Here is a 4,030-nt window from a genome sequence, read left to right on the forward strand (position 1 = left end):
TGATGCAACCAATAAAGGAAATCCTTTATTTGAGTATAATATTCGCCAATTAAATACAGTAAAAGCAAAATTGCCGGTAAATAATCCTCCTTGGCTTATTAAGTCTGCTATTTTAGTCTTATTCGATTCATAGTCACGCAAATATATTTTTAATTTTAAGCTTTTTGCTAAGGCTACCCAAGAAGCAATCTTACCTTCAAAAAAGTAATCTTGTTTTTCTATTAGAGGATTCATCCCTCCTGATGCACTGGGGGCTTTTGCTATCGCCTCATCTAACATCGCTATAATACCCGGATATACAACCGTTTTGCTGTCATCATACTTTGGCGCTGGATATTTTTTTATATCCAATGCTTCAGTAAAAGGTATATCTCCGTATAAATCTGTCAGCACGTGATAGTTGTATGCAGTTAAAATTTTACCGATAATCCAATAGTTCCAAGCTTGTTTTTCTTCTGCCAAAGACATCATAATTTTGAGATCCTGTAATGTGTTGGCATAAGTATTGGTCCAGAAAGCATTATATGATTCTTGATTAAGACTGTAATTGACAGTAGTATTATACTGGTTGGTGGAGTTTCCCTGAGTAACATATTGACTCCATAGACTCCCAATCAATTGCCCATTTAATCCCAATTGAGCAATAGTACTTGCTTCTGCCGATGGGAGAAGACTCTCTAAGCTGGCATTTGGTGGATAGTTGGCATTGGTGTTCACATCCAAATAGTTATCGCAAGACGTAAATGTTCCGCTTGTTAACAGTAGCAATAAAGCTATATATATTAAATTCTTCTTTTTCATTTTTCTTCTTTATTAGATTATTAAAACTCTACTTTGATAGCTCCACCAAAACTGCGATAAGAAGTACCACTAGATATTTCACCAAATTCAGAAGTCAAGTCGTTGCCCATATTGGCTACTTCAGGATCTACATAATTATTCTTCTTTGGTGTAAATAAGAAGAGGTTGCGTCCTATAAAGCTTAAAGTAACTTTGCTTAATGGGGTAGATTTTAATGCTTTCTTTGGAAGATCGTAAGAAAGTGTTACTTCTCTGATTTTGAAGAAATCTTTTGGTATTACCATCTCATTACGTACTAGAGGATTATAAGAATAGTTACCTAGTGTATAATTCATCTGATTAGCCATAACAGGAATATTATTTTCCACATATTGACCGCCTACTATTTTCACAGAGTTTGGATAAATAAATGAGTTACGCTCATTATACACTGTTTGTGTTGAGTTTCCGTTAAAGTGAGTGATGTATGATGTATTCGAGGCCATCCATCCCCCTTTATGCCAGTCACCAACAACTGTAAGTCTAAAATCCTTAAATTTAATAGAAGTGTTCAATCCTAAAATAAAATCAGGCTGTGATGATCCTATTACTTCTTTTTCTGTAATAGATTGAGTAGGGAATCCGTTTGTATTTACAATCATATAACCATAGTAAGGGCTAGTTTTGTCAGTTACACGGTCTACTGATGGAACTTGGAATGTTCCAATTTTTTCTCCTACTTTCATTCTATATTCAACACCACGCCAGCTGTAGATATTGTATTCTTGCAATCCATCCCAAAGTTCAATAACTTTTCCTGTATTTTTTGTAAATGTTGCATTTACATCCCATTGCCAGTCTTTTGATTTTATAGGTGTGAATCCAGCAGCTAGTTCTATCCCTTTATTTTCCAATTCTCCAACATTTCGAGTTTCGGATGTATATCCGGTTTCAGGAGCTAACGTAGCATTTATTATCTGATCCTTTGAGCGTTTGTTGTAATAGGCAAAATCCAGGCGAACACGATTGTCAAAGAAATTTCCTTGAACACCAAATTCGTATTCAGTTGTAATCTCCGGCTTTAATGATTGACTCGGCAATCTATTGTATTCAGTTAAGCCTAATACGCCATGAATAGGAAGATATGTATAATAGCTATTATATGGTTCGAACCATGATGAGGTACGATATACTCCAGCGTCATTACCTGTTTGTCCCAAAGCTGCTCTTAATTTCAAAAAGTCAATTTTGCTATCTTTTAATGACGGAAATAATTCTGTAAGAATAAATGAAATATTACCCCCTCCATAGAAATAAGTGTTTTCATTTTTAGGTAGAGTTGATGAATTGTCAGCACGAGCTGAAAGGTTTAGGTATGCAAAACTTTTGTATCCTAATTCAGCTTGAGCAAATAAACCGATAAGTCTTCTTTTTTCAGAATATTGCTGAGAGACAGCCGCAGATCCTGAGTTTTCCAGACTATACCAATCAGGAACACCTAATCCGTTTACATATCCTCCTGTGTATGCATATGTCCGTTGATTTAAGTTCCATCCGGCTGTACCGCTAAGAGTAAAGTCTGATACTTTATAATCTGCAGATAAGAATGCTGTGGCATCAAGCTGATCTCTATTATATCTATTATTCGAATAATAACCGTTCTGGGCAGTAGCACCTCCTAAATCGCTATACGATCCTGGTATAAATGAATTTTTAGCATTTATATTTTCTCTGCTATAGTTAAGGAAATCGCCACCCAGACGTGCTGTAGCTTTTAGGCCACCCAACAACTGATAAGAGGCTTCAACTTTGCCATATGTATGATTGTCTTGATATAGGAAATAATTGTTGTCAACCATCCAATAAGGATTTGTTGCATAAAAAGTGTAATAGTTATCAAGATTATAACGTTCGTCGTTGTAGTTTTTCATTGAAGCGATATCGATGTCGACAGGATTTTGTAAAAGTTCGATCTCCATTTGTTCTGTACGACGGATATCTTTACGTGCATAGTTAACAGATACATCTATGGCTAGCTTGTCCCATTTAGCATTACCACGCAAAGAGAATGTGTTGCGAGAATATGTGTCTGCATTATTCGGTAATGTTCCATTGCTGGTTACATTTCCATAAGAAACATAAAGACCAAGATTCTCTGTGCCATAACGAAGAGATACAACATTATTCAATTCGTGACCTGTCTTGTAAAAATTGCGGATATTATTTTTCACATAGGAAAAAGGTTTCGTCATCGGTTCTGCTAACTGATCAGAGCCCCACTCGTGGATACTACCATCAAGGCGTGGTCCCCATGAACCGTTTTCGGCCCTATCCCAAGCACCCCAGCCTTGTCCATAAAGATCCTGAGTTTGCATTACACGAAGAACATTTGAAGCCGTAAATGCTCCATCGTATGTTACTGTTAGCTTTTCGCTTTTGGCTCTCTTTGTTGTGATCATAATAACTCCATTCCCTGCACGAGATCCATATAGAGCAGTAGCAGAGGCTCCTTTCAATACAGTAACCGATTCTACGTCTTCAGCGTTTATGTCATTGGCGCTATTGCCAAAGTCTACATAGTCTGTTCCTGAACGTTCATTTGTGATCGGCACACCGTCTACAATGTACAAAGGATTGTTGCTGTTAAATGAAGAGATACCACGAATTAATACTTTTTGAGATGTACCTGCCGGTCCTGAAGCGGAAATATTTACTCCGGCTATTTTCCCATTTAGTCCACCCATTACAGATCCGGATTTTGCAGCTGATATTTCATCCGATTTCACTTGAGTCGCAGCATACCCCAATATTTTCTGATCGCGCTGAATTCCCATTGCTGTTACAACGACTTCATCTAAAAGCTTGTCGTCGTTTTCCATCACTACCCGCATATTTTGAGTAGCTTTAGTTTCAATGCTCTTCATTCCAACCAGATTGAATACCAGCGTGTTTTTACCATCCGGAACATTTATTGAAAATGTTCCATCCAGATCGGTTACTGTTCCGACTGTAGTTCCTTTCACAACAACAGAAGCACTTATTACAGGCTCACCATTTGTATCAATAACGGTTCCTGTAATCTTTGTTGTTTGTGCGGCAATATACCCTATGCTTAACAGTAAGCAGGATAAAATCAATAACAACTTTTTCTTCATACTTGTACACATAAATTTATTAATATTAACACAATACACCTATTGAGTAGTATCGAACGGAACTTCCTTTTTCACTATTTTTTCCGTTCGTATAC

2 protein-coding genes are annotated in these 4,030 nt (G+C 36.9%); both read right to left on the bottom strand.

The annotated features are described in order from the left end of the window. The coding region (locus tag LDB17_RS03840) for a SusD/RagB family nutrient-binding outer membrane lipoprotein (protein ID WP_393924896.1) at window positions 1-801 on the bottom strand (801 nt) is incomplete at its 3' end. A gap of 20 nt (window positions 802-821) precedes the next feature. Next, window positions 822-3,935, bottom strand: coding sequence for a SusC/RagA family TonB-linked outer membrane protein (locus tag LDB17_RS03845; protein ID WP_252639149.1), 3,114 nt, complete (start codon window positions 3,933-3,935; stop codon window positions 822-824). Window positions 3,936-4,030: the final 95 nt, after the last annotated feature.

The sequence above is a fragment of the Dysgonomonas sp. Shenzhen-Wh21 genome, assembly GCF_043392705.1.
Taxonomy (GTDB): Bacteria; Bacteroidota; Bacteroidia; order Bacteroidales; family Dysgonomonadaceae; genus Dysgonomonas.